Raw genomic sequence first — 18486 nt, 5'->3', positions numbered from 1 at the left:
AAAGGTAGGTCGTGGCCAACATCGTCAACCTGGACCGGGTGTCCAAGGGCTACGGGGCCGCCGGGCCGCTGCTCACCGAAGTCTCCCTCGGCCTGGACGACGCCGACCGGATCGGCGTGGTGGGCCTCAACGGCGCCGGCAAGTCCACGCTGCTCCGGCTGCTCACCCGCGGCGAGGAACCGGACGACGGCCGCGTCACCCACCGCCGCGACCTGCGGGTCGCCTGGCTGCCGCAGAACCTCACCCTCGCCCCCGAGGCCACCGTCCGGGACGTGGTGCTCGGCACCGAGTGGCTCGCCGAGAGCATGGGCGCCGAGCACGAGTGGGCCGGCGACGCCGGAGTACGAACCATCCTCGACGGCCTCGGCATGCCCCACCTCGGCCTCGACCAGCCGGTCGGCCCGATGTCCGGCGGCGAGCGCCGCCGGGTGGCCCTCGCCGCGCTGCTGGTCCGGGACTCCGACCTGCTGATCCTCGACGAGCCCACCAACCACCTCGACGTCGGCGGCGTCGACTGGCTGGCCCGGCACCTGCTCGGCCGCAAGGGCGCCCTCGTCGTCGTCACCCACGACCGCTGGTTCCTCGACGCCGTCTGCACCACCACCTGGGAGGTCGCCGACCAGACCGTCCGCTCCTACGACGGCGGCTTCGCCGCCTGGACCCTCGCCCGCGCCGAGCGGGAGCGGGTCGCCGCGGCCACCGAGGCCCGCCGGCAGAACCTGCTCCGCAAGGAGATCGCCTGGCTGCGTCGCGGCCCGCCGGCCCGGACCTCGAAGCCGCGGTTCCGGATCGACGCGGCCAACGCGCTGATCGCCGACGTACCGCCGCCGCGCGACACCATGTCGCTGCAACGGCTCGCCACCGCGCGGCTCGGCAAGCAGGTGTACGACCTGGAGCAGGTCAACCTCAAGGCCGGCCCGAAGGAGATCCTGCGCGACACCACCTGGCAGGTGGGCCCGGGCGACCGGGTGGCCATCCTCGGCGCCAACGGGGCCGGCAAGACCACCCTGCTGCGGATGCTCGCCGGTGTCACCCGCCCCGACGGCGGCCGGTTCGTCACCGGCTCCACCGTCCGACCGGCCTTCCTCTCCCAGGAGCTGGCCGAGCTGCCCGGGCAGCTGCGCGTGCTGGAGGCCGTCGAGGAGGTCGCCCGGCGCGTGCAGCTCGGTGATCGGGAGATCTCCGCCGCCCAGCTCGCCGAGATCTTCGGCTTCGACGACCGGCGGCTCTGGACGCCGGTCAGCGACCTCTCCGGTGGCGAACGCCGTCGACTGCAGATGCTCCGCCTGCTCGCCGGTGAGCCGAACGTGCTCCTCTTCGACGAGCCCACCAACGACCTCGACACCGACACCCTCGCCGGGCTGGAGGACCTGCTCGACTCCTGGCCGGGAACGTTGATCGTGGCCAGCCACGACCGTTACCTCATCGAGCGGGTCACCGACGTCGTCTACGGCATGCTGGGCGACGGACGGCTGGTGCACCTGCCCGGCGGCGTGGACGAGTACCTTGCTCGCTCCGCCGGCCGCCCCGGCTCCACCCGCGCCGAGGCGGTGCCCGCCACCGCGGCGGAGGCTCCGGCCCGCACCGGGCTCTCCGCCGCCGAGGTGCGCCAGGCGCGCAAGGAGCTGACCCGGCTGGAACGCCAGATCGGGAAGCTCGAGCAGCGCGAGGCGGCGCTGCTCGACCAGCTCGCCGAGCACGCCACCGACTACGCGAAGGTCGCCGAGCTGGACGGCCAGCTCAAGGACCTGCGGGCCGAGCGGGAGCGGACCGAGGAGACCTGGCTGGCGCTCGCCGAGGAGCTGCCCGCCGACTGAACCGGCCGCTCCGCCATCGACGGTGGCGGCCCGGCCGGTGGCCGCCACCCCAGGTGGGCCCCCGTGTGCCGCGTCACACTCCGACGTGCGGGACAATCGTCGTCGACCCTCACCCGAACGGCGTTGGAGACTCAGACATGGCCCATACCCCCGTCAACCACCCCGCGCGGCCGATCTACCGGGCGATCGGCGGGCTGACCGGTCTGTACCTGGTGGTCTTCGGTGCGCTCGGCGTGATCACGAGCGCCGGCGACGAGCTCTTCGCCCAGGACGGCACCCAGGTCCTCGGCCAGGGCACGAACCTCGGGTTCTCGCTGGTCAGCATCGTGCTCGGGCTGATCGTGCTGGCCGGTACCGCGCTCGGCCGCAACATCGACGTGGTGATCGACCAGTGGCTGGCGTACCTGATGATGATCGTCAGCCTCGGCGGCCTCGCCTTCATCCGGACCGACGCGAACTTCTTCAACTTCAACATCCCGACCGTCATCGTCTTCATGGCGGCCAGCCTGGTGCTGCTCGTCGCCGGCATGTACGGCAAGGTCGGTACCGACGAGGAGCAGGAGGCGTGGCAGAAGGCCCGCCTGGTGCTCTGATCTTCTGGTCGCGCTGCTGCCTCTCTGCTTGCGCTTCTGGTTTCGCCGGAGCCCGACCCGCTCCGGGCGGTCAGGCTTGATCCCTCCGCGGGTCGGGCTCCGGCGAAACCCGTTCCTGGTCCCGCTACGTCCGGCCGTTCCTGGCGGATGCGCGGGACCTTTCGTGTTTGTGGGCAGACCAGTCTGTTCGCCGGACAGTCGGTCGTCCTGCGGGCGACAATCCTCCGGAACCGGTCAACTCGGGCGGAGGAGAGGCTCATGGCGCATTTTCCGGTGAACCATCCGGCGCGACCGATCTACCGCGTCCTCTCCGGGCTCATCGGGCTCTACATCCTGGTCTTCGGCGCCTGGGGAATCGCGCAGACCGCCGGACAGTTCCTCTTCGCCCGCGAGAGCAACTGGGTGCTCGGCCTCCGCACCAACCTCGCGTTCTCCATCGCGTCGGTGATCTTCGGAGCCTTCCTGCTGATCGGTGCCTCCCGCCGCACCAACCTCGGCCACTACATGAACCTGACCGCCGGCATCGTCTTCCTCGTCACCAGCATCCTCATGATGTCGGTGCTGCAGACCGGAGCGAACTTCCTGAACTTCTCGATGTCGACAGTGATCGTGTCGATGCTCTTCGGCCTGGTGCTGCTCGGCACCGGCCTCTACGACAAGGTCGGCCCACCGGAGCTCGCCGAGGCGGAACAACGCCACCGGGACAAGCAGATCTCCGAGGCGAACACGCCCTGACCCGACCCGACCGCCCCCGCCCGAGGCGCGGGCTCAGCGCTTCCGGGAGGAGATGAGGGTCGGCTTCGACTCCAGGTGCGACAACCCGTTCCAGGCCAGGTTCACCAGGTGCGCGGCGACCGTCTCCTTGCGCGGCTTACGGACCTCCAGCCACCAGCGACCGGTCAACGCCACCATCCCGACGAGCGCCTGCGAATAGAGCTCGGCCAGCTTCGGGTCGTACCCCCGGCTCTTGTACTCGGCACCCAGGATGTGTTCGACCTGATGCGCCACGTCGTTGAGCACGCTGCTGAAGTTGCCCGTCGCCGCCATCAACGGCGACTCGCGGACCAGCACCCGGAAGCCGCTCGTCTCCTCCTCGATGTAGCTGAGCAGCGCCATCGCCGCCTGCTCCAGCAGCTCCCTCGGGTGGCCCGCGGTCAACGCCGTGGTGATCCGGTCCAGCAGAGCCCGGACCTCCCGGTCCACCACCACCGCGTAGAGCCCCTCCTTGCCGCCGAAGTGCTCGTAGACCACCGGCTTCGACACCTTCGCCCGCGCCGCCACCTCCTCCACGGAGGTCGCGTCGAAACCGCGCTCGGCGAAGAGCTGCCGTCCGATCGCGATCAGCTGTTCCCGGCGCTGGGCCGCCGACATGCGGACCCGGGAGGAGGGCTTGCCGCCAGCCGTGCCCGCCGACCTTCGCCGGCTCGTGCCACCTTCGCTGCCCAAGACATCCGCCATCTCGTCACCTCGCCGGCGCTCGGTGACGCCCTGCCGTGGGATGGTGCCTCCGCTGTACCCGCTCACTCCGCCGCCTCACTGGCGTACGGCCGGAAGGCGCACGAGCGCCGTCCGACCGTACCCGCCGCGTGCCCGGCCCCCCTGACGCCGTGCCGCGCGGCATTCCCCCCGCTTGGTTCGGTCACCGGGCCATACTGCCAGGTAACCGTCGAGTCCATTCCCCGGATCATCCCGCCGACGGTGACACCATCTTCGCCGCGAGGCGCTCCGGCTTCGGCCAGCGCACGTCGTACGCCGCTCCGGACTTCTCCAGGAACCAGATGACCCGGGCCGAGATGTCCACCTGACCGCGCAGTACGCCGTGCCGCGCGCACGTCGGGTCGGCGTGGTGCAGGTTGTGCCAGCTCTCGCCGAAGGAGAGGATCGCCAGCGGCCAGAAGTTCGCCGCCCGGTCGCCCTGCCGCATCGCGAAGGGCCGCTCGCCGTAGACGTGGCAGACCGAGTTGATCGCCCAGGTGACGTGGTGCAGCAGCGCGATGCGGACCAGCCCGGCCCAGAAGAGCGCGGTCAGCGCGCCCTGCCACGACCAGGTCAGCAGGCCGCCCATCAGTGCCGGGCCGAGGATCGAGATCGCCACCAGCAGCGGGAAGAGCTGGTCGACCCGCCTGATGTCGCGGTCGGCGATCAGGTCCGGCGCGAACCGTTCCCGGTTGGACAGCTCCCGGCTGAACATCCAGCCGAGGTGCGCGTGGAAGAGGCCACGGGTCAGACCCCAGACGCTCTCGCCGAACCGCCACGGGGAGTGCGGGTCACCCTCCAGATCGGAGAAGGCGTGGTGACGACGGTGGTCGGCCACCCACTGGATGATCTCGCCCTGCACCGAGAGTGAGCCGCTGACCGCCAGCGCGACGCGCAGGCCGCGCCGTGCCTTGAAGGAGCCGTGAGTGAAGTAGCGGTGGTAGCCGACCGTCACGCCGAGCCCGGAGATCACGTACCAGAACGCCGCGATGCCCACGTCGGTCCAGCTCAGCCAGCCACCCCAGGCGACCGGCACGGCGGCGACGAGGGCCCCGAACGGGATCACCACGAAGAGCCAGAGCGCGACGAGAATGCCAGGTGACTGCACGCCCTGGGTGAGTGGCTTCGGTCCGGATGCTTTCGGTTCGAGCAGGGTGGTCGACATGGCACCTCGCAGCAGTGGGGAGTAGGGGAACAACGCAAGCTACGCCTACGTCACCGTAACTTACGCAACCGTAGATCGCACGGGGAAGTTCGCGAGAGGCTTTGTCGTACCGCCCCCCTAGCGTCGACCCATGACGGATCCGCTCGCGGCAGAGGTGCGCCGACTCCGCGCCGTCGAACAGCTCTCGGTGCGCGAGATCCGGGCTCGCACGGGTCTGGGTCGTGATCGGGTCTACGAGCTGCTGCGCGGCGTGCCGCCCCCGGCCTGGACCCGTCGACCGAACGCCAAGGACCAACTGCGAGCGCGAGCGATCGAGCTACGGGCGAGTGGTTGCTCGCTGTCGGAGATCGCCGCACGTACCGGGATCGCGAAGTCGACGGCGTCCCAGTGGGTCCGGGACGTGCCACTCGCCGCGGGGGACGATGCGGTCCGGGCGCGTCGGAAGAGCCACGCGAAGTCGATGTCGGAGGCTCGCTGGGCGGCGCACCGGGCGGCTCGCGACGCCGCCCGCGCCGACCAGCACACGGCGGCCGTCGCGGCCGTCGGCCGGATCGACGATCGCGACATCCTGCTCCTCGGTGCGGCGATCTACTGGTGCGAGGGGACCAAGTCGAAGCCGTGGCGACGCGACGATCACCTGCAGCTCATCAACAGTGATCCCGGCCTGCTCGCGGTCTTCCTGCTCTTCCTGTCGACCTGTGGCGTCGACCGATCGGTGCCGACGTATCGGGTGAGCATCCACGAGACCGCCGACGCCGACGCCGCGACCGGTTGGTGGGCGGCGCGACTCGCCCTGCCGATCGATCGATTCCGCCGGCCGACATTGAAGACGCACAAGCCGGGCACTCCCCGCCAGAACACCGGGGCCGACTATCACGGCTGCCTCGTGATCAATGTGCCGCGCAGTCGCGAGCTCTATTGGCGGATCGAAGGTATGATCTCCGAGCTGTTCCGGAAATCAGGCGGCGCGGGCCTCGAAAATGTGGACCGTTAGGCTTGACATTCATTGGGGTGTGGGGTAACGGCAACCCGCAGGCCTTTGGAGCCTTGAGCTCCTGGTTCGAATCCAGGCACCCCAGCTCACGCAGGTCATGGCGCATTCGCCGTGGCCGCGCCAACCGGCCGTCGACGTCTGGTTAGCATGACCGCGGAAGTGTCGCCGTCCCGACGGGAGACCGGTCGTGTCCCAGGCCCACCATCGCACCGTCGTCGTGCTCGCCGCCGGTGAGGGCAAACGGATGAAATCGGCGCTGCCCAAGGTGCTGCACCCGTTGCTCGGACGTACGCTGCTCGGCCACGTGTTGAGCGCCGCAGCGCCGTTGGGCGCGGACCGGACCGTGGTGGTGGTCGGGCACGGCGCCGACCAGGTCGGCGGGCACCTCGCCGAGATCGCGCCGGACGTCGTTCCGGTGCTCCAGGCCGAGCAGCTCGGCACCGGTCACGCGGTGCGGATCGCGCTGGAGGCCGTACCGGACGCCACCGGCACGGTCGTCGTGATCAACGGTGACGTGCCGCTGCTGCGCCCGGAGACGGTGAGCGCGCTGGTGCACGCGCACGAGCAGGCCGGCGCCGCCGCGACGGTGCTCGCCGCCGAGGTGCCCGACCCGACCGGCCTGGGCCGGATCGTGCGGTCCGCCGACGGTCGGCTGGAGCAGATCGTCGAGGAGCGGGACGCCACCCCGGCGCAGCGCGCCGTCCGGGAGATCAACGCCGGCAGCTACGCGTTCGACGTGGTGCGGCTGCGGGACGCGCTGGGCAAGCTCTCCACCGACAACGAGCAGGGCGAGGAGTACCTGACCGACGTCTTCGGCCTGCTCAACTCGGCGGGGGAGCCGGTGGCCGTGCACGTCGCGTCGGACCACGTGGAGACGCTGGGCTGCAACGACCGGGTCGAGTTGGCGGCGCTGCGCCGGCTGCTGCGCGACCGGATCAACGAGGGTTGGATGCGTACCGGGGTGAGTCTGCTCGACCCGGAGACCACCTGGATCGACGTGACGGTCGCGCTGGACCGGGACGCGGTGGTCGACCAGAACACCCAGCTGCGCGGCGCCACCGTGGTCGGCTCCGGCGCCGTGGTCGGCCCGGACGTGACGCTTATCGACACGGTGGTGGGCGAGGACGCGACGGTGCTGCGCAGCCACGCGGTGGGTGCGGAGGTCGGTCCGGGCGCGAGCGTCGGCCCGTACGCGTACCTGCGTCCGGACGCGCGCCTCGCGGAGAAGTCGAAGGTCGGGACCTTCGTCGAGGTGAAGAACTCCGAGGTGGGGCCGGGCGCGAAGGTGCCGCACCTGTCGTACGTGGGGGACGCCACGATCGGCGCGAAGGCGAACATCGGCGCCGCGACGATCTTCGTGAACTACGACGGGGTCAACAAGAACCGGACGATCGTCGGCGAGGGGGCGTTCATCGGCTGCGACACGAGCCTGATCGCGCCGGTCGAGGTGGGTGCCGGTGCGTACATCGCGGCGGGCAGCGCGATCAGCAAGGACGTGTCGCCGGGGGCGTTGGGGGTCACCCGGGCGCCGCAGCGCGAGATCGAGGGCTGGGTGACGCGCAAGCGCCCCGGCACGGTGTCGGCGGCGGCGGCCGAGCGGGCGCTGCGTGCCGCGGAGGGTGCGTCGGCGGGGACCGTGGCGGCAAGCGAAGGTGAGGCAATCCACGGGGATGGCCGGGCGCTGGGCGGGGAATCATCCGAGGGAGATACTGCAACCGACTAGGCCCCGGCCCACCATCACCGCGCGCCGGGCATCACCGACCAACGGGAGCAGACGGGCCCATGGGCAGCATCGTCGCTGAAAACCGCAAGAGCCTGATGCTCTTCACCGGACGTGGCTTTCCGGAGCTGGCCAAGGAGATCGGTGAGGTGCTCGGCGTCGCACCGACGCCCACCGACGCGTACGACTTCGCCAACGGCGAGATCTTCGTCCGGTATCGCGACTCGGTGCGTGGTTCGGACGCCTTCGTGGTGCAGTCCGTCACGCACGGCGTGAACACCTGGGTCATGGAGACCCTGATCATGATCGACGCGCTGAAGCGCGGCTCGGCCAAGCGGATCACCGTGGTCCTGCCGTTCTACCCGTACGCGCGGCAGGACAAGAAGCACCGGGGCCGGGAGCCGATCTCGGCCCGGTTGATCGCCGACCTGCTGAAGACCGCGGGGGCGAACCGGATCCTCACCGTGGATCTGCACACCGCGCAGATCCAGGGTTTCTTCGACGGTCCGGTCGATCACCTCTTCGCGATGGACGTGCTGGCCGAGTACGTCGAGCGGCAGTACGCCGGCCGGCCGATGACGGTGGTCGCGCCGGACTCGGGCCGGGTGCGGGTCGCCGAGCGCTGGACGGACCGGCTGGGCGGTTGTCCGCTGGCCTTCATCCACAAGACCCGGGACCCGCTGAAGCCGAACCAGGTGGTGGCGAACCGGGTGGTCGGTGACGTCGAGGGTCGGGTCTGCCTGATCGTGGACGACATGATCGACACGGGCGGCACGATCTGCAAGGCGGCGGACATCCTCAAGGAGTCCGGCGCCGCCGACGTGATCGTCGCGTCGACGCACGCGCTGCTGAGCGATCCGGCGACGGAGCGGTTGAAGAACAGCCCGATCAGCGAGGTCGTGGTGACCAACACGCTGCCGCTGCCGCCGGAGAAGCAGCTCGACAAGATCACCGTGCTGTCGATCGCGCCGCTGCTCGCCCGGGCGATCCGCGAGGTCTTCGACGACGGTTCGGTGACCACGCTCTTCGGCGGTCTCAGCTGAGTTCTGTCGCGTCTCCGGCGGTCGTCGTGGCCGGCCGCCGGAGCCGACGGAGCTGACCTGCGAGGCGTAGCCGGCGGTGATGTGGGGACTGGCGGAGAGCCGGGATTTCGCTCGGGTAGACTAGTGCGGTTGCCACGGCGAGGGTGCCCGGCGGGCCGCTGAGGAAGCGCCGCACGGAGGCACCGTCATCGACGCGGTGCTCCGGGCAGTCGTTCATGACGCATGAGCCCCAGCGAGCCCCTCGCCCCAGCACCGCCAGTCGACAAACCGCCGCAGCGAAGCATCAGGAGTTTCCCCGTGTCCGAGGTAAAGATCAGCGCCGAGCCCCGTACCGAGTTCGGCAAGGGTGGTGCCCGTCGTACCCGCCGGGCCGGCAAGGTGCCCGCCGTGCTGTACGGCCACGGCGAGAAGCCGAAGCACATCGCGCTGCCGTCCCGCGAGTTCGCTGCCGCGATCCGCAAGGGCGGCGCGAACCAGCTCTTCGCGATCGAGGTGAGCGACGGCACCCAGGTGCTGGCGCTGCCGAAGGCGATTCAGCGTGACCCGATCAAGGACACCTTCGAGCACGTCGACCTGCTGCTCGTCCGCCGCGGCGAGAAGGTCACCGTCGAGGTCCCGGTCGAGCTGACCGGCGAGGCCGCGAAGGACACGCTGATCGTGCACGACCACGACACCCTCTCGGTGACCGCCGACGCCACCAAGGTGCCGGACCACCTGGAGGCGTCGATCGAGGGCGCCGAGCCGGGTGCGCAGGTCACCGCGGGCGACGTGACCCTCCCGGCGGGCGTCGAGCTGGCCGCCGACCCGGAGCTGCCGGTCGCCACGGTGACCGCCGCCCCGACCGCGGAGCAGCTCGAGGCGACGCTGCCCGAGGTCGAGGAGGCCACCGAGGAGGCCGAGGCCGAGGTCGGCGAGGTCACCGAGGCGTCGGAGGGCGCCGAGGCCGCTCCGGCTGCCGAGGGCGAGGAGAACGCCGAGGCGCGCACCGGGGCCTGATCCGGTCGGTTTTCACGTGCGACAGGCGTCCCCGCGTTCGGGGGCGCCTGTCGGCGTATCGCGGTCGGGTCGGTGGGACGTGGAAAGGTTGGGTCGTGACGGACGAGGCGGGGCCGTGGCTGGTGGTCGGCCTGGGCAACCCGGGTCGGGAGTACGCCGGTAACCGGCACAACGTCGGTTTCATGGTGGCGGAGCTGCTCGCGCAGCGGGTGAGTGCGAAGTTCGGTCGACACCGGCGGGCCGTGGCGGAGGTCGCGGAGGGTCGGCTCGGTTTCGGCGGTCCCCGGTTGGTGCTGGTGAAGCCGTTGACCTACATGAACCTCTCCGGTGGGCCGGTGGCGGCCTTGGCCCAGTTCTACAAGGTGGTGCCGGGGCAGGTCGTCGCGGTCCACGACGAGCTGGACATCGGGTACGGGCAGCTGCGGGTGAAGTGCGGCGGCGGCGAGGGCGGGCACAACGGGTTGCGTTCGATGACCAAGTCGCTCGGTACGAAGGAGTACGTCCGGGTCCGGTTCGGCATCGGCCGGCCACCGGGACGGCAGGATCCGGCCGACTTTGTACTGTCGGATTTCAGCGCGGTCGAGCGTAAGGAACTCGAGTTCCTGGTCGATCGGGCCGCTGACGTGGTGGAGTCGGTCGTCACCCGAGGCGTGGAGCCGACGCAGAACCTGTACCACGGCGCCTGACGCGGGCGGGGCGTACCCGTTCGGCGGCTGCGGGCCGGTAGTCTGCGCCTTTCGATGTGTGGCGACCGGCGGCGCGGGTCGCGGGGGACGAACCGGGCCGTGGCGAGGCGACGGGAGCGGACCATGGACAGTCCTCCGACGATCGACGGCGCGTTCGCCCGGTGGCTCGCGGCCCGGGCGGGTCAGGCGCTGCTGGCGTTGCGCGCGGAGCTGGGTTTCGCCGATCCGGGCGCGTTGAAGTCGGCGGGGGACAAGGTCTCGCACGAGCTGATCCGCACCGAGCTGGCGAAGTGGCGTCCCGGCGACGCGGTGCTCTCGGAGGAGGACGAGGGGTCGCGGTTGGCCTGGGCGGCGGAGCTGACCCCCGAGGGGGTGTCCCGGCTGGCCGCGGAGCGGGTGTGGATCGTCGATCCGCTGGACGGCACCCGGGAGTACGCCGAGGACGGGCGGTCGGACTGGGCGGTGCACGTGGCGCTCTGGTCGCGTACCGCGGCGAGCCCGCACGGGCTGGTGGCCGGCGCGGTGGGGTTGCCCGCGCAGCAGCGGGTGCTGGCCACGGACTACCCGCCGGCGTACCCGCCGATGACGGTGGAGGCGGCGGCGGCCGGTAGCCGGATGATCCGGTTGGCGGCGAGCCGGAGCCGGCCGCCGGTGTTCCTCACCGATCTGGCCGACGACGTGGGGGCGCACCTGGTGCCGATGGGTTCGGCGGGCGCGAAGATCGCCGCGGTGGTGACCGGTGAGGTGGACGCGTACATCCACGCGGGTGGCCAGTACGAGTGGGATTCGGCCGCGCCGGTCGCTGTGGCGACGGCCACCGGACTGCACGCTTCCCGGATCGACGGTTCTGCGCTGAAATACAACGAAGCGGATCCACGCCTGCCCGACCTGCTGGTGTGTCGTCGGGATCTCGCCCCCCGGTTGCTTGCGGCGCTGCAGAGGCATTCCGGGTAGCCTGTGCCCAGTTCTTGACTTCCCCGACCGGAAAGGTCTGGAAATCGGATGAGCGAGCGAATCGAGCCCGGGTCATGACCGCGCCCGCCTACCAGGTCTCCCACCTGGACGCGTTGGAGGCGGAGAGCATCTTCGTGATGCGTGAGGTGGTCGCCGAGATGGAGCGGCCGGTGCTGCTCTTCTCGGGCGGCAAGGATTCGATCGTGATGCTGCGCCTGGCGCAGAAGGCGTTCGCCCCGGCGAACGTGCCCTTCCCGGTGATGCATGTGGACACCGGGCACAACTTCCCGGAGGTCCTGGAGTACCGCGACCAGCGGGTGGCGGAGCTCGGGCTGCAGCTGGTGGTGGCGAGCGTGCCGGAGGCGCTGGCGCGCGGCGTGGTCCGCGAGTCGCCGGACGGGACGCGGAACCGGATCCAGACCCCGGTGCTGCTGGCGGCGGTGGAGCAGCACCGCTTCGACGCCCTCTTCGGCGGCGCGCGGCGCGACGAGGAGAAGGCCCGCGCGAAGGAGCGGGTGTTCAGCTTCCGTGACGAGTTCGGCCAGTGGGATCCGAAGAACCAGCGTCCGGAGTTGTGGGCGCTCTACAACGGCCGGCACCATCCGGGTGAGTCGATCCGGGTCTTCCCGCTCTCCAACTGGACGGAGCTGGACGTCTGGCACTACATCGCGCGGGAGCGGATCCCGTTGCCGGCGATCTACTACGCGCACGAGCGCGAGGTGATCGAGCGCGACGGGATGCTCTACGCGGTCAACGAGTTCCTCCGGCCGCGGGCCGGCGAGGAGTTGTTCAAGGAGCGGGTGCGGTACCGCACGGTGGGCGACGCGTCCTGCACGGCAGCGGTGCGCTCCGACGCGGACACGGTGGAGAAGGTCATCGAGGAGGTGGCGGCGACCCGGATCACCGAGCGGGGCGCGACCCGTGGTGACGACCGGGTCAGCGAGGCCGCCATGGAGGACCGCAAGCGGGAGGGCTACTTCTGATGACCGTCGAGACCACCGCGTCGCCCGGCGCGGACGCCGCCACCGGTGGCGAACCCGCCCCCCGACGCATGGACCTGCTGCGCTTCGCCACCGCGGGCAGCGTGGACGACGGCAAGTCGACGCTGATCGGCCGGCTGCTCTACGACACGAAGTCGCTCTTCACGGACCAGTTGGCCGCGGTGGAGGCGGTCAGCGCCGCACGGGGCGACGAGTACACGAACCTGGCGCTGCTCACCGACGGCCTGCGGGCGGAGCGGGAGCAGGGCATCACCATCGACGTGGCGTACCGGTACTTCGCCACGCCGCGGCGGAAGTTCATCATCGCCGACACCCCGGGGCACATCCAGTACACCCGGAACATGGTCACCGGGGCGTCCACGGCGGACCTGGCGCTGATCCTGGTCGACGCCCGCAAGGGCCTGGTGGAGCAGTCTCGCCGGCACGCCTTCCTCTGCTCCCTGCTGCGCGTGCCGCACCTGGTGTTCTGTGTCAACAAGATGGACCTGGTCGACTTCTCCCAGGACGTCTTCGAGCGGATCGCGGACGAGTTCACCGCGTTCGCCGCGAAGCTCGACGTGCCGGATCTGACGGTGGTGCCGGTCTCCGCGCTCAACGGCGACAACATCGTCAGCCGGTCGCCGAACATGCCGTGGTACGAGGGCCCGGCGCTGCTGCACCACCTGGAGCGGGTGCACATCGCGAGTGACCGCAACCTGGTCGACGTGCGGTTCCCGGTGCAGTACGTGATCCGTCCGCAGTCCACCACCGTCACCGACTACCGGGGCTACGCGGGTCAGGTCGCCTCGGGGGTGCTCAAGGCGGGTGACGAGGTGATGGTGCTGCCGTCGGGCTTCACCAGCCGGATCGCGTCGGTGGAGACCGCCGACGGGCCGGTCGCGGAGGCGTTCCCGCCGATGTCGGTCACGGTACGGCTGACCGACGAGATCGACATCTCCCGGGGCGACCTGATCTGCCGGCCGAACAACGCGCCGGCAGTGGCGCAGGACATCGAGGCGATGGTCTGCTGGATGGACGAGACCCGCCCGTTGCAGGTCGGCGGCAAGTACGCGATCAAGCACACCACCCGCTCGGCGCGCGCGATCGTGCGCGGCCTGCACTACCGGCTCGACATCAACTCGCTGCACCGCGACGAGTCGGCGGGTGAGCTGCGGCTCAACGAGATCGGCCGGGTCCGGCTGCGGACCACGGTGCCGCTGCTCGCCGACGAGTACCGCCGGAACCGCACCACTGGCGGTTTCGTCATCATCGACGAGACGACCAACCGGACGGTCGGCGCCGGCATGATCGTCGAGGCGGGTTGAGGCAGCGGTCCGGGGCGCCGACGGTCAGCGCCTCGGGTCGGCGGCGACGGTGAGGGTGGTGCGGGCGGCGAGCCTCGTCCAGACCTGGTAACCGAGCCAGCGGAGCGCTGGGCCGGCCCGGCGGCCCAGCTGCCGCACCAGGCGGACGACGAGGACCAGGCCGGCCGGGCCCAGGAGCAGGCCGGCCACTGCGCCGGCCGGGCTCTCCGTCGCGGTGGCGAGACCGTTGACCAGCAGCCCCGCCGCGGCGAGCACTGTCAGCGCCAGGCAGACCACGACCGTGCGGGAGCCGAGCTGCCGGCGCAGCTGCCACCGCAGCGCCGCCGGTTGCCGTCGCCGGTTCAGTAGCGCCGCCGCGGCCAGCACCGGCAGGACGAGCAGCGCGGTGCCGAGCCGCACGGGGCGGCCCACGTCGGTGAGCAGCGCGAAGAGCGCCCAGTGCGCCACGGCGGCGAGCGTCACCGCGTCGAAGAGCCGCCACCACAGCGCGGCGGCGGTCACCGCGTGCCGTACGGCCGCCGGCCCGTCCTGCGGATCGGCGGCGAGCGTCGCGGTGAAGCCGCGGGCGGCCCGGCCGGTGCGGTCCTGCCCGGCGTCGAGCAGGGCGAGCTGGTGCAGGGCCGGCTCGAACGACGGGTCCAGCGCCAACGCCCGACCACAGGCCGCGCGGGCGGCGCGCAGCCGACCCATGCGGATGTGCAGCAGGGCGTCGAGCAGGTGCGCGGTGGGGACCTGCGGGGCGAGCTCCAGCGCGTTGTCCGCGTGCCGACGGGCGACCACGACGCGGGTGGGGTTGCCGAGGGCGAGGAGCGTCTCGGCCAGCAGGGTGTGCGCCTCCCAGGAGCCGGGCGACCGTTCCAGCGCGGCGTGCGCGGCCGAGGCCGCATAGGCGGGCTGGTCGGCCGCGAGCAGGATCCGGGCCTTCTCGACGAGCAGGTGCTCCTGGGTGACGGAGAAGCCGAGCGCCTGGTCGATCAGGCGCATGGCCTCGGCGTACTGGCCCAGGACGCGGTGACAGCGGGCCAGCATGAACAGCACCCCGGCGTGCTGGGGCTGCCCGGCCAGCACACCGCGCAGCACCGTCACCGCCTCGTCGTGCCGCCCGAGGTCCATCAGCGCCCCCGCGCGCTGCTGTGCGGCGAATCCGACGTCGGTCACGTCGCCTCCTCTGCTCCGGGGCGACACCATATCGACAGTCGCTGCTGGACGGTCCAGCGGCCGGACCGCCGAACAGCTTGCGGGCTCCTTCACGGAAAGAGTGGCTGTCCAGCGTCGGAGAGCCACTCTTTCGGTGAAGGAGGGGGACGGGGTCAGGTCAGGCGGACGGCGCCGGGGGCGGGGAGCACGGTGAGGTGGTCGGGGGCGCGGAAGCCCTGCTCGGCGTAGGCGGCGGTGACCGCGTCGGCGACCGGGTCGGCGGCGTCGGCCTCGACGAGGGCGAGGACGCAGCCGCCGAAGCCGCCGCCGGTCATCCGGGCACCGAGCGCGCCCGCGGCGAGCGCCGCCTCGACCGCCGTGTCGATCTCGGGCACGGTGATCTCGAAGTCGTCGCGCATCGAGACGTGCGAGGCGGTGAGCAGCGGGCCGATCTCGCGGACCCGGCCGGCGCGCAGCAGCGCCACGGTGTCGAGCACCCGCTGGTCCTCGGTGACCACGTGCCGGACCCGGCGGCGGGTCTCCGGGTCGTCGAGGCGGGCGAGCGCGGTGTCGAGCTGGTCGACGGTGACGTCGCGTAGCGCGGGCACGCCGAGCCGCTCGGCCCCGGCCTCGCAGGACTTGCGGCGGGCAGCGTACTCGCCGTCGGCGTGCCGGTGCGGGGCGTGGCTGTCGACGACCAGCATGGCGAGCCCGGCGCCCCGCAGGTCGAAGGGGATGTGTTCGACGCCCTCGCTGCGGCAGTCGAGGAAGAGCGCGTGCCCGTCGCGGCAGCGGATGGAGGCCGACTGGTCCATGATCCCGGTCGGCGCGCCGACGTAGTGGTTCTCGGCGCGCTGGGCGAGCCGGGGCTGCCGCTCGGCGGGCAGGTCGAGGCCGCCCAGGTCGACCAGGGCGGTCAGCACCGCCGCCTCCAGCGCCGCCGACGAGGAGAGCCCGGCGCCGAGCGGCACGTCGGAGGTGATGGCGAGGCGCGCGCCGGGCACGTCGTGCCCCGCTTCGCGCAGCGCCCAGACGACCCCGGCGACGTACGCGCCCCAGCCGGCGACCCGACCGGGTTCGTCGACCTCGTCGGCGCCGAAGTCGATCGTCTCGCCGGAGAGCTCCGACCAGACCGTCCAGCGCGCGCCCTCCTGCCGGTCGGCGGCCGCCACCGTACGCAGGGGCAGCGCGAAGGGGAGCACGAAGCCGTCGTTGTAGTCGGTGTGCTCGCCGATCAGGTTGACCCGTCCGGGGGCCGCCCACTGGCCGGCCGGCGGCGCGCCGAACTCCCGGCGGAAGCCGGCGGTGGCGCGGTCGGCGACGTCGGTCATGCCTGCTCCAGGAGGTGCGTGCGGTAGAAGGTCCAGGCGTCGCCGACCATGTCGTGCAGGGTCGGCTTCTGCGGCACCCAGCCCAGCTCCTCGCGGGCCAGCCGGGACGAGGCCACCAGCTCGGCGGGGTCGCCCTCGCGGCGCGGCGCCATCTCGACCGGCAGCGGGTGCCCGGTCACCTCGCGGACCACGTCGACCACCTGCCGGTTGGTGAACCCGTTGCCGTTGCCGAGGTTGTAGACCCGGTGCTGACCGGCGGTGGCGGCGTCCAGGGCGAGCAGGTGGGCCCGGGCCAGGTCGGCGACGTGGATGTAGTCGCGGACGCAGGTGCCGTCGGCGGTGGGGTAGTCGTCGCCGAAGAGCTGCAGCTTCTCCCGCCGGCCGGCGGCGACCTCCAGCGCGATCGGGATCAGGTGGGTCTCGGGGTCGTGCCGCTCGCCGAGCGCGACGTCGCCGGTGAGGTGGGCGCCCGCCACGTTGAAGTAGCGCAGCGAGACGGCGGCCAGGCCGTGCCCGATCGCCTCGGAGGTGAGCGCCATGTCGACGGCGAGCTTGGTCGCCCCGTACGTGTTGGTCGGCGCCTTCACCGCGGTCTCCGGGATCGGCAGCTCGGTCGGGTTGCCGTAGACGGCGGCCGTGGAGGAGAAGACCATCCGTGGAATCCCGGCGGCCCGGACCGCGTCGATCAGCGCGAGCGACCCGACGGTGTTGTTGTGCCAGTAGAGCTCGGGCTTGACCATCGACTCGCCGGCGGCGATGAGCGCGGCGAAGTGCAGCACGCCGTCGAAGCCGGCTTCCCGGGTGAGCACCTGCGCCGCCTCGTGGATGGGCAGGTCGACGTGGGTGGCGTCGGGGGCGAGCGCGACGCGGTAGCCGGTGCGCAGGTCGTCGAGGACGACCACCTCGTGACCGGCGTCGAGCAGCATCCTGGTCACGACACTGCCGATGTAGCCGGCGCCACCGGTGACGAGCAGTTTCACGTCGACTCCTCCTGCCTGGCCGGCTCACGCAGCGGCCGGTGTCGGTGCTCACCCTACGGGCGGGTGGTCGACCCGGCGCTTCCCACCGGGCAACCCGATTCCATCATAAACTCTCACGATCCAACAGAGTTGAACACGTGTGGGGGTTCGACGGCGGCGGGCGGACGGCGGCGGGCCGCGCCACGGCCGGTGGGAAACCCGGTGCCGGAACGTCCCGCTGTCTACCATCTCTGACATGCGGGAAGCGGGCGGCCCCGAGCGCCGGCGACGCGCCCGGCGACGGCCGGGCCGGGACCCGGGGCCGTTCGCCCGGGCCGTGGCCCGGATGGTGGTACGGGCCGCCGACGCCGCCACGCGCCGCGTCACCGACCTGCTCGGCGCGAGCCCGGCGGCCGGCCGGGAGCGGATCAGCGAGGCCGACCTGCGTGACCTGGTGGCCGCGAACACCCTGCTCGACGCCGACGAGCGCCGGATCATCGACGAGGTGCTCGTCGCCGGGGCGCGGCTGATCCGCGAGGTGATGATGCCCCGCACCGAAGTGGTCTTCCTGCCCGCCGGGCTGACCATCGCGGAGGCGGCCCGGCTGGTACGGGCCGAGCCGCACACCCGCTACCCGGTCACCGACGGCACCCACGACGACGTGGTCGGCCTCGTCCACCTGCGGGACGTGCTGCTGCGGCCGGAGGCCGACCCGTGCGTCGGAGTGGGCGAGCTGGCCCGCGAGGTGAAACGGCTGCCCAGCAGCAAGCGGGTGCTCGCCGCGCTGACCGAGATGCGCCGGGAGGGGCACCACCTCGCGGTGGTGGTCGACGAGTACGGCGGCACGGCCGGCATCGTGACGCTCGAAGACCTCATCGAGGAGCTGGTCGGCGAGATCCACGACGAGTACGACGGCACGTTCGACCCGGTGCGCGCCGGGCTGCCCACCGTGCTGGACGGGCGGCTCAACCTCGCCGACTTCGCCGAGCGCACCGGGATCACGCTGCCGCCGGGGCCGTACGAGACGGTCGGCGGATACGTGATGGCCGCGCTGGGCCGGCTGCCCATCGCCGGTGACGAGGTGCCGGTGGCGCCCGGCCCGGCCGACGCCGGCGCCGGCGAGCCGGGTGACCCGCCCGGCGGGTGGCTGCTGCGGGTGCTCGCCCTGGAGGGGCGACGGGCGGCCCGGATCGCGGTCTCCGTCGCCCGGCTGCCGGAGCAGCGACGCGAGGTGACGACGCCCACGGTGACCGGCAGGGCGCGACCCGCCGGGCCGTCATGACGCCCGCCCGGGCGGGCTGACAGAATTG

Annotated in this window: 17 protein-coding genes and 1 tRNA gene; 13 read left to right on the top strand and 5 right to left on the bottom strand. The window is 71.8% G+C overall.

Features of this window, described 5'->3' with window-relative positions:
- Positions 1–11 precede the first annotated feature (11 nt).
- From D7147_RS01575 to D7147_RS01565, 3 genes are all read left to right on the top strand, one after another.
- Positions 12–1817, top strand: a complete 1806-nt coding sequence (locus tag D7147_RS01575; protein ID WP_120673441.1) for an ABC-F family ATP-binding cassette domain-containing protein — start codon at positions 12–14, stop codon at positions 1815–1817.
- Between the two features lie 137 nt (positions 1818–1954).
- On the top strand, positions 1955–2410 hold the full coding sequence (locus D7147_RS01570) for a DUF4383 domain-containing protein (protein WP_120673440.1): 456 nt from the start codon (positions 1955–1957) through the stop codon (positions 2408–2410).
- 258 nt (positions 2411–2668) lie between these two features.
- On the top strand, positions 2669–3145 hold the full coding sequence (locus D7147_RS01565) for a DUF4383 domain-containing protein (RefSeq protein WP_120673439.1): 477 nt from the start codon (positions 2669–2671) through the stop codon (positions 3143–3145).
- Positions 3146–3178: 33 nt separating this feature from the next.
- Here the strand turns inward: D7147_RS01565 and D7147_RS01560 are convergent, their stop codons facing one another.
- Together D7147_RS01560 and D7147_RS01555 are read right to left on the bottom strand one after the other, a co-directional pair.
- The gene (locus D7147_RS01560) at positions 3179–3868 is read right to left on the bottom strand and encodes a TetR/AcrR family transcriptional regulator (RefSeq protein ID WP_120673935.1); all 690 of its coding nucleotides are present in this window, start codon (positions 3866–3868) and stop codon (positions 3179–3181) included.
- 226 nt (positions 3869–4094) lie between these two features.
- Entirely contained in the window at positions 4095–5051 is a 957-nt protein-coding gene (locus tag D7147_RS01555) for an acyl-CoA desaturase (protein ID WP_120673438.1), read from the bottom strand.
- Between the two features lie 130 nt (positions 5052–5181).
- On the opposite strand from D7147_RS01555, the gene D7147_RS01550 reads away from it, so the two are divergent.
- The 9 genes from D7147_RS01550 to D7147_RS01510 all read left to right on the top strand — a co-directional run bounded on the left by D7147_RS01550 (position 5182) and on the right by D7147_RS01510 (position 13749).
- Positions 5182–6045 (top strand): helix-turn-helix domain-containing protein, encoded by an 864-nt coding sequence (locus tag D7147_RS01550; protein WP_120673437.1) that lies wholly within the window; start codon positions 5182–5184, stop codon positions 6043–6045.
- A gap of 13 nt (positions 6046–6058) precedes the next feature.
- A tRNA-Gln gene (locus D7147_RS01545) sits at positions 6059–6130 on the top strand.
- A 102-nt stretch (positions 6131–6232) separates the two neighbouring features.
- The gene (glmU, locus tag D7147_RS01540) at positions 6233–7768 is read left to right on the top strand and encodes a bifunctional UDP-N-acetylglucosamine diphosphorylase/glucosamine-1-phosphate N-acetyltransferase GlmU (protein ID WP_120673436.1); all 1536 of its coding nucleotides are present in this window, start codon (positions 6233–6235) and stop codon (positions 7766–7768) included.
- 59 nt (positions 7769–7827) lie between these two features.
- Complete coding sequence (locus D7147_RS01535) at positions 7828–8808, top strand: ribose-phosphate diphosphokinase (RefSeq protein WP_120673435.1); 981 nt, start codon at positions 7828–7830, stop codon at positions 8806–8808.
- 297 nt (positions 8809–9105) lie between these two features.
- Positions 9106–9804, top strand: coding sequence for a 50S ribosomal protein L25/general stress protein Ctc (locus tag D7147_RS01530; protein WP_120673434.1), 699 nt, complete (start codon positions 9106–9108; stop codon positions 9802–9804).
- A gap of 95 nt (positions 9805–9899) precedes the next feature.
- Complete coding sequence (gene pth / locus D7147_RS01525) at positions 9900–10490, top strand: aminoacyl-tRNA hydrolase (protein WP_120673433.1); 591 nt, start codon at positions 9900–9902, stop codon at positions 10488–10490.
- A 123-nt stretch (positions 10491–10613) separates the two neighbouring features.
- Positions 10614–11444: an inositol monophosphatase family protein gene (locus tag D7147_RS01520; RefSeq protein WP_120673432.1), complete on the top strand. Its 831-nt coding sequence runs from the start codon at positions 10614–10616 to the stop codon at positions 11442–11444.
- Between the two features lie 74 nt (positions 11445–11518).
- Positions 11519–12427: a sulfate adenylyltransferase subunit CysD gene (cysD, locus tag D7147_RS01515; protein ID WP_120673431.1), complete on the top strand. Its 909-nt coding sequence runs from the start codon at positions 11519–11521 to the stop codon at positions 12425–12427.
- Complete coding sequence (locus tag D7147_RS01510) at positions 12427–13749, top strand: sulfate adenylyltransferase subunit 1 (protein ID WP_120673430.1); 1323 nt, start codon at positions 12427–12429, stop codon at positions 13747–13749. Before cysD ends, D7147_RS01510 begins: the two co-directional genes overlap by 1 nt.
- A 24-nt stretch (positions 13750–13773) precedes the next feature.
- On the opposite strand, the gene D7147_RS01505 is transcribed toward D7147_RS01510, so the two are convergent.
- The 3 genes from D7147_RS01505 to galE form a co-directional block, all read right to left on the bottom strand.
- Positions 13774–14907 (bottom strand): tetratricopeptide repeat protein, encoded by a 1134-nt coding sequence (locus tag D7147_RS01505; RefSeq protein WP_158609255.1) that lies wholly within the window; start codon positions 14905–14907, stop codon positions 13774–13776.
- A 152-nt stretch (positions 14908–15059) separates the two neighbouring features.
- A complete protein-coding gene (gene galK, locus D7147_RS01500; RefSeq protein WP_120673428.1) occupies positions 15060–16217 on the bottom strand; it encodes a galactokinase in 1158 nt (385 codons plus the stop codon).
- Positions 16214–17197 carry a UDP-glucose 4-epimerase GalE gene (gene galE / locus D7147_RS01495; RefSeq protein WP_120673427.1) on the bottom strand — a complete coding sequence of 328 codons (984 nt, stop codon included), beginning with the start codon at positions 17195–17197 and terminating at the stop codon, positions 16214–16216. Before galE ends, galK begins: the two co-directional genes overlap by 4 nt.
- A gap of 235 nt (positions 17198–17432) precedes the next feature.
- Between galE and D7147_RS01490 the strand changes: the two genes are divergently transcribed.
- Positions 17433–18458 carry a hemolysin family protein gene (locus D7147_RS01490; RefSeq protein WP_120673426.1) on the top strand — a complete coding sequence of 342 codons (1026 nt, stop codon included), beginning with the start codon at positions 17433–17435 and terminating at the stop codon, positions 18456–18458.
- The last annotated feature ends 28 nt before the right edge of the window (positions 18459–18486 follow it).

Source organism: Micromonospora musae (assembly GCF_003626545.1).
Classification (GTDB): Bacteria; Actinomycetota; Actinomycetes; order Mycobacteriales; family Micromonosporaceae; genus Micromonospora; species Micromonospora musae.
The sequence above is the reverse complement of the archived record's forward strand: the minus strand, read 5'-3'. Positions and strand labels throughout refer to the sequence as shown.

Coding starts and splice junctions, on each gene's coding strand:
- D7147_RS01570 (WP_120673440.1), top strand. CDS start 1,955: ATGGCCCATACCCCCGTCAACCACCCCGCGCGGCCGATCTACCGGGCG.
- D7147_RS01565 (WP_120673439.1), top strand. CDS start 2,669: ATGGCGCATTTTCCGGTGAACCATCCGGCGCGACCGATCTACCGCGTC.
- D7147_RS01560 (WP_120673935.1), bottom strand. CDS start 3,868: ATGGCGGATGTCTTGGGCAGCGAAGGTGGCACGAGCCGGCGAAGGTCG.
- D7147_RS01555 (WP_120673438.1), bottom strand. CDS start 5,051: ATGTCGACCACCCTGCTCGAACCGAAAGCATCCGGACCGAAGCCACTC.
- D7147_RS01550 (WP_120673437.1), top strand. CDS start 5,182: ATGACGGATCCGCTCGCGGCAGAGGTGCGCCGACTCCGCGCCGTCGAA.
- D7147_RS01535 (WP_120673435.1), top strand. CDS start 7,828: ATGGGCAGCATCGTCGCTGAAAACCGCAAGAGCCTGATGCTCTTCACC.
- D7147_RS01520 (WP_120673432.1), top strand. CDS start 10,614: ATGGACAGTCCTCCGACGATCGACGGCGCGTTCGCCCGGTGGCTCGCG.
- cysD (WP_120673431.1), top strand. CDS start 11,519: ATGACCGCGCCCGCCTACCAGGTCTCCCACCTGGACGCGTTGGAGGCG.
- D7147_RS01510 (WP_120673430.1), top strand. CDS start 12,427: ATGACCGTCGAGACCACCGCGTCGCCCGGCGCGGACGCCGCCACCGGT.
- galK (WP_120673428.1), bottom strand. CDS start 16,217: ATGACCGACGTCGCCGACCGCGCCACCGCCGGCTTCCGCCGGGAGTTC.
- D7147_RS01490 (WP_120673426.1), top strand. CDS start 17,433: ATGCGGGAAGCGGGCGGCCCCGAGCGCCGGCGACGCGCCCGGCGACGG.